General features: G+C 59.1%; 5 protein-coding genes. All 5 read left to right on the top strand.

Features of this window, described 5'->3' with window-relative positions; genetic code table 11:
* Positions 1–515 precede the first annotated feature (515 nt).
* The 5 genes from FJ398_24850 (at position 516) to FJ398_24870 (ending at position 6,305) form a co-directional block, all read left to right on the top strand.
* Positions 516–1,007, top strand: coding sequence for a hypothetical protein (locus FJ398_24850; protein ID MBM3841124.1), 492 nt, complete (start codon positions 516–518; stop codon positions 1,005–1,007).
* Between the two features lie 14 nt (positions 1,008–1,021).
* Positions 1,022–1,915: a hypothetical protein gene (locus tag FJ398_24855; protein MBM3841125.1), complete on the top strand. Its 894-nt coding sequence runs from the start codon at positions 1,022–1,024 to the stop codon at positions 1,913–1,915.
* A gap of 50 nt (positions 1,916–1,965) precedes the next feature.
* Positions 1,966–3,807 (top strand): penicillin-binding protein 2, encoded by a 1,842-nt coding sequence (locus FJ398_24860; GenBank protein MBM3841126.1) that lies wholly within the window; start codon positions 1,966–1,968, stop codon positions 3,805–3,807.
* 381 nt (positions 3,808–4,188) lie between these two features.
* Complete coding sequence (locus FJ398_24865; protein MBM3841127.1) at positions 4,189–5,313, top strand: cell division protein FtsW; 1,125 nt, start codon at positions 4,189–4,191, stop codon at positions 5,311–5,313.
* A 119-nt stretch (positions 5,314–5,432) separates the two neighbouring features.
* Positions 5,433–6,305 carry a creatininase family protein gene (locus FJ398_24870; GenBank protein MBM3841128.1) on the top strand — a complete coding sequence of 291 codons (873 nt, stop codon included), beginning with the start codon at positions 5,433–5,435 and terminating at the stop codon, positions 6,303–6,305.
* Positions 6,306–6,536 lie beyond the last annotated feature (231 nt).

Raw genomic sequence — 6,536 nt, forward strand, 5'->3', positions numbered from 1 at the left:
CTGGTCGCAAGAGGGGGCGGTGCAGGTGCAGGGGCTGAAGGAGGAAGTGACGGGGATCTGGGTGCGCTGGCCCGGCGGCAAGATCGTGAACGCAGAGGTTCCGAAAGGCGCCAAGGAGCTTGAGATCAACCAAGGCCTGTGACCCACCGGAGGCGCAAGTCAATCCGTCGATCGACGAAGGCAGTCATCGGCATAGGTATGATCTGCCACGCGCTCGGCGCATCCGCAGACAGCCACCACTTTAGACCACAGACGGAGCCACGGATTAAGAGGTTGAGGCTGCTTCGCGTTGATTGGGCCTAACGAAACGCCGCGCTCCGTCTCGCTTCGAGACGCGCGACGTCAGGTCGCTTCCAAGTTATTCACAACCTTTTGTGCAAATTGTGAATAACTTCTCTTTGATCTGATGGGCAATCTAAGGCAAACTGCGGCAAACTACGGTATCACGCGGCAATAAAGCGGCGGTCTTTGGAGCCGTGAGTTCGTAAGCAGCCCAGGCATCCGAAATCCAAGAAATGAGCGAGTCTGTTATCCAGCCCCCAGCCTCCGCCTCAACGCCTGCTGAGCTGTATCATGGATCTTCGCGTCGAGGGATCGAAGCGAGTTTTCGTGTTCTAATCCCCAAGGAGTGGCGGCCTGAGAATGGGCCGACCGAATTCGTGGTGATTCCGTGGCCACTGGGAAAGGAGCCACACGACCATCTCCTGGTTCTATCCAAGAGACGCTATCTGGATTCGATGGAGGATTTGCGGCGGAAATCCCAGACCAATGCCGACGCCGCGGCCTTCAAGCGCAGGCTGGGGAGCCTCTCCAAGGAAGTTCACTTCGACCGGTATGGCCGGCTTGCGTTGTCGGATAGCCTGCTCCAGTCAGCAGAAATCGGCAACGAAGCCGAACTGATCGGCTGTGTCGATCACTTCGAGATTTGGTCGCCTACAAAATATGCGGCAATCCGAGCTGCTGACATGAAGGCCGCAGGCGAGGTGCAACACCAGTTCTTTGTTTAGCAAGCATCACAACTATGAAACATCCATTCAGTGAGTTTCTCTCGATCAGCAACTCGATTGAGTCTGCCCACGGAGGAAGCGGCAGATTTCGGTTCGAGGGTTTTCGCACATCGCGGCGGCTTTTTTTGCGCGACCCGCCCCCTGTTCAGGCAACCATGCTGAAGACCTGGAAGGAATTACTGCTTGCGATTCCGGGCGACGGGGAGGGGGGCAGAGCCAGACGAACCAGTTGGGTGAAGCTCGCTTTTCTACTTGCGTTGCTGCTGTTCTGCACCGGGCTGGCGAGCCTTCATTTCCTTCGCGTTAAAACGCAAGTGCACAAGGAGGCGCAGAAATCGGCCGAGCAACAACTGCACGATGAACAACTTCAGAAGCTCATGCGCGGTTTTCAGGTTCGCGAGGCCAGAGCCAACCGCGTCCAGGTTGCCACGCGGCCGGCGTCCTCCATGGATGAGAAGAAAGACTCCCCTGCCCCATCCATCCGGCGTTCGCCGGCTCTGGCGTTGGTTCCGGATCGAGCCGTGTCGCGTCCGGTCAACTCTGCTGTCGGCTCGCCGGGCGTCCCGGCCCCGCAGTTCTTCAAACAACCAGCGGCGCACGCGCCAGTTGCTCCCTCAGCCATCGCATCGGCGCCGCGAAAGGCAACCCCCGCAAAGCAACTGGCTCGAACGGCGGTCCCTCCGGGCCCCACGAAGAAGCCAACGCCCTCGACGTATTCGGCCGCCCGAACTAAATCCATAAGGCCGAGCGCACAGAAGATTTCTCTGTCGCATCGGACACAGTCGAGGCCCAGGCCGACCACGCCGCAGCAACTGAGCCAGAAGCGCTCCAATGCGGCGCGGCGGGCAAACGCGATTGCGGAGCCGCGCGCCGCAATCCTCGCGGCGAACTGGACGTCAAGACGCTGATTCGCAGACGCGTGAATTGAGTTAGACGGAGAGTCTTTCAGCCCGAATCTATGGTGAAAGCATTCCACTATCGGAGACTGCTGATCCTGGGCGCGTTGTTGCTCGGCGGACTCGGTTGGCTGGCACAACGGCTTTACCGCATTCAGATCGTTCGACACGAAGAGTTGCGGGCCAAGGCGGAGCGGAGGTTCACGTTCGCGCGAAAGATCGACGCCATCCGCGGCGAGATTCGTGACAGCAAGGATCGCGTCCTCGCCATTGATGAAACGGTTCTTTCAGTTTTCGTCAATCCGGTGCTGCTCGGCGACCGAAGAGTTGACATGGCCCAAGTGCTCGCATTTTGGGCGGAGACAGACGCGGATCGTTTGGCTCAACGCCTCAAAGTCCGCATGCTGGGTGTCAATTCTCAAGGCGCTCCAATTTTCGATACGCGAGTGCTGATTCGGAAGCGTGTTTCCTCCGAGGAATGGTCGCGGTTGAAACGGCTCCTGGAGGGCCACTTCTTCGGATTCGATCCCCAAAGAATGACCGGGGCTCATCGGTCCCGGTTGTGGAGGCCCCGGACTCAGACCGTATTCGCCGAAGAAACGCAAATCCGAATCTATCCAAACGGCTCGCTCGCTGCCCACGTGATCGGGTTTGTCGGAGCCACGAACTCGACGGATGCGCCCGCCGGACTGAGCGGCATCGAGGCCGTGCTGGAAAGCGAATTGCGCGGCACGCCTGGCTGGCGCAAAGGCGAGCGAGACGTCCACGGCACGGAAATCCCCCACCGCCGCTGGATCGAGGTCCCTCCGGTTGCCGGGCGGAACGTCGTGTTGAGCCTCGACGCGGAAATCCAGCAAATCCTGGAATCGGAACTTGCGACTTCTGTCCGGACGTTTCACGCAGCGGGTGCCGCGGGCGTGGTGGTGCAACCTCGGACGGGACGGGTTCTGGGCATGGCGTCCGTGCCTTCGTTCAATCCGGAGGATCTTTCGGTTGTTGATCCTGCAGCGTGGAGAAATCGCGTGGTGGCGGACGTCTATGAAACTGGGTCCACCTTCAAGATCGTCGCGTTCTCCGCCATGATCGAAGAGAGGTTGAGCGGACTGGAGACGCCAATCAATTGCCGCAACGGACGTTTCGACTACCACGGAACGACTCTCACCGAACGTCCGGCGCTCGGAACGGTCACGTGCGAACAAGCCTTCGCGGTATCCTCAAGCATTGCCGCGGCCCAACTGGGCCTGCTGCTTGGTCCGGAGCGCATGCACAAATTCGTCTGCGCGTTCGGATTCGGCAGTCCGACCGGCATCCAGCTTCCCTTCGAGCGCGCCGGAACGGTCTTTCCGCCCTCCGAATGGTCGGTCATTTCTCCGACGCGCGTCGCCATCGGTTACGAAATCGGTGTGACCGCGATTCAAATGGTCATGGCCATGAGCGCACTCGCGAACCAGGGCCGGCTGATGCGCCCGATTCTGGTGGACCGGATCGAGGATGCGACTGGCAAGGTATTGGCTCAATCGCGACCGGAAGTGGTTCGGCAAGTGGTCCGGCCGGCGACCGCGGCGGAGATGGTTCGGGCACTCAAAGGCGTGGTTTCAACCGGTACGGGGCGCCTGGCGGCGTTAGAGGGAATCCCGGTCGCCGGAAAAACTGGCACAGCTTGGAAGGCAGGCGCACGTGGGTACGACCGCGAACGCTGCACAGCTTCCTTCTGCGGATTCCTCCCAGCCGACGCGCCGGAAGTGTGCATTCTGGTGGTCCTCGATGAACCGAAGCCGGTGCACGCCGGCGGCAGAACATCAGGGCCGACCTTTCGAAACATCGCGGCGCGGATCGCGAACAACCTGCAGATCCCGGACACTGGATCACGGCTGGCTGCGGCACGGCCCGCGCTGGCTCGCTGACGAACGGACACATGGATTCTATGACTCGCTTCTTCGTTCTCTCTCCCACTCACGAAACCGTGACGCAATCTGTGGACGAGCACGGAGGTGCAGTTGCTTCGAGTCATGTCGCTGCGGATGGAAGGCCGCCGCCGCAACAGGCGATCCCGTTGACCTATGCGACCGAGGAATTTTCCTGCGCAGTTCGATTGCATTCCAACCCGTTCGCAAGCCATGGAATTGCTGGCCCGACCTCCAATTTGCTGATGAGACCCTGGGATGGACTACACGACGAAGGTTCGTAGTCCCGCCTTTAGGCGGCCCGGACCGGCTGAAGCCGGGACTACGAACACCGTGCCGTCGCCTTTCCTACGGTCACAACCATAAGTGCTGCAGGCTAAGATGATCCTGAGGAAACAAAGCCCGATAAATTCGCCCTTGCTGGGGTTGGTCGCCAGCGTGGGCGGGCTTTTGATTCTCGGACTTCTAATGCTCTGCAGTTGCTGTCTGGGGGTTCTCAACTCGGCCTTCTTTTTCAAGCAACTGCTCTGGGTGGTCGTCGGATTGGGCGCCTGCGCCCTCGTAGCCAACACGGACTATCGCCGACTGGATAAACAAGCTGTGGCCTGGGGGCTGATCATGATCATCGTAGTCTGTCTTGTGCTGGTTCTGATACCTGGTTTGGGCCGCAAGACCAATGGCGCCCGGCGGTGGCTGATGGGATTTCAGCCTTCGGAATTTGCCAAGCCTGCACTGGTCATTCTGCTGGCGCACTATTGCACGGCGCATTTGCACGGGATGCGTGAGCGCGGCGTCGGTTTCTTATTGCCCATGGCGATCATAGGCTTGGTTTCAAGTCTCATCTTTCTCCAACCCGATTGGGGAACAGCAGGCCTGATCGCGATGGTTGGCACCATGATGCTCGTGTTTGCCGGAACCCGGTTGTCCTATCTCGTCATCGGCTGGATCATGGCGTTAGAAGTGTTCTTGATCGCGCTTTGCCGCGACCCGCACCGCCTGGCGCGCGTGGTGTCATTTCTCGATCCGGAACGGAGCCAGGACTCAATCACCTGGCAGCCCTGGAACGGAATTCTTGCCCTGGGCTGCGGAGCATGGACGGGCGTTGGCTGGTTCGAGGGACATCTCAAAATGGGCTTCATCCCCGAACATCACACCGATTTCATTCTGCCCGTGATTGGGGAAGAACTTGGATTGGTTGGAACCTGGGGGGTGTTGTTTGCCTTCATTGGATTGGTGGCCTGCGGAATCCGCATTGCGTGGCGCGGTCCGGATGCGTTTGGGCAATTTCTCGCCGCCGGCCTCACATTTTCGATTGGCTGCCAGGCCTTGGTCAATATCGGTGCCGCTACGAGCAGCATCCCGAACAAAGGCATGCCCTTGCCCTTCATCAGCTACGGAGGATCAAGCATGATCAGCACCCTGATGAGCATCGGACTGTTGATCAGCGTGGCTCGGGCGCTCAGGCCGCGGCGGGATTCTGTTGAATGCACCGAAGCACTTCCGTGATGCTCGCCGTTCGTCATCCACCACGGGAATCTTCTTCTTTTTCATCTTTTGAGGTTTTCCGGATTGTCAGGTGTCTGCTCCGCCCTTACACGTAGCGCGGTAATCAACACGAATGCTTTATGACTTCCCGCGCTGCCCAAGAATTCCGTTACGAAAAGCTCACCTGGCCCGAGATCAATGACGCCGTGGACCTCGGCAAGGTCTGCATCGTGCCCTGCGGCGCCGTGGAACAGCATGGACCGCATCTCCCGCTCGACGTGGATATTATTTGCCCGACGGAGATTGCCCGGGGCGCGGGGCGGGAGATCCCGGAAAAGATGCTGGTGTTGCCCACGGTTTGTTACGGCTACACCGGCCATGTCATGGACTTTCCGGGGACCATCAACAACGATTTCGAGCATTTCATTCACCATGTCCTCGACATCACAAAATCCCTCGCGTACCACGGCTTCAAGAAGATTCTCCTGTTAAACGGCCACGGGTCCAACATGCCGAACTTGGACCTGGTCGCCCGCCGCACCAATCTGGAAACCGATGCGGAATGCGTGCTGGCCGGGTGGTGGAACTTGCTCACCGTCGATAAGACCTTCTTGCCGCGCTGGCGCCAGAGCAAATTCCCCGGCGGTTGCTCGCACGCGTGCGAGTTGGAGACTTCGCTTTATTTGTATCTCGACAGCGGCAATGTTCGTCAGGATCAAATCAAGAGCGGCACCATCAGTTTCAACAACGAGGAGAATCCGTTCAATTGGGTCGATCTTTTCGCCGCCGGCCCGGCTACGTTGATTTCCTGGACTAGCAGCTATTCCGAGACCGGCGTGCTGGGCGATGCCGAGTTGGCTACAGCCAAAAAAGGCAAGGAAGCTTACGAAGAAGCCGTGAAGCAATTGGTCCGTTTCGTGACTTACTTCAAAGATCGGCCTGCGGATCCGCGCCGCGACCGGCATCGCAAACCACCCACGATGCCGCTGCCTTGGAATCAACGCCCCGTTTAGCAGACGCTGGGGGTTAGTTGTTCGGCACAGCGATTGCCCATTTCATTCACCGAAGAAGCAGACCCAACCGCGCGGTTGGCTACGGCGTTGAAATTGAGCAACTAAGTGGTCCGTTTCGTAAATACGCTCACGTTCGTTGCGCCCAATTTGGCCTGGGGCAAGGCGCGACGAGCGAGCATCCCCCGCCAGTGGGGCTGTGACCGAGGAGCAACGCAGCCCCAGGCAAAATTC

This window comes from Verrucomicrobiota bacterium, assembly GCA_016871535.1.
Taxonomy (GTDB): Bacteria; Verrucomicrobiota; Verrucomicrobiia; order Limisphaerales; family SIBE01; genus VHCZ01.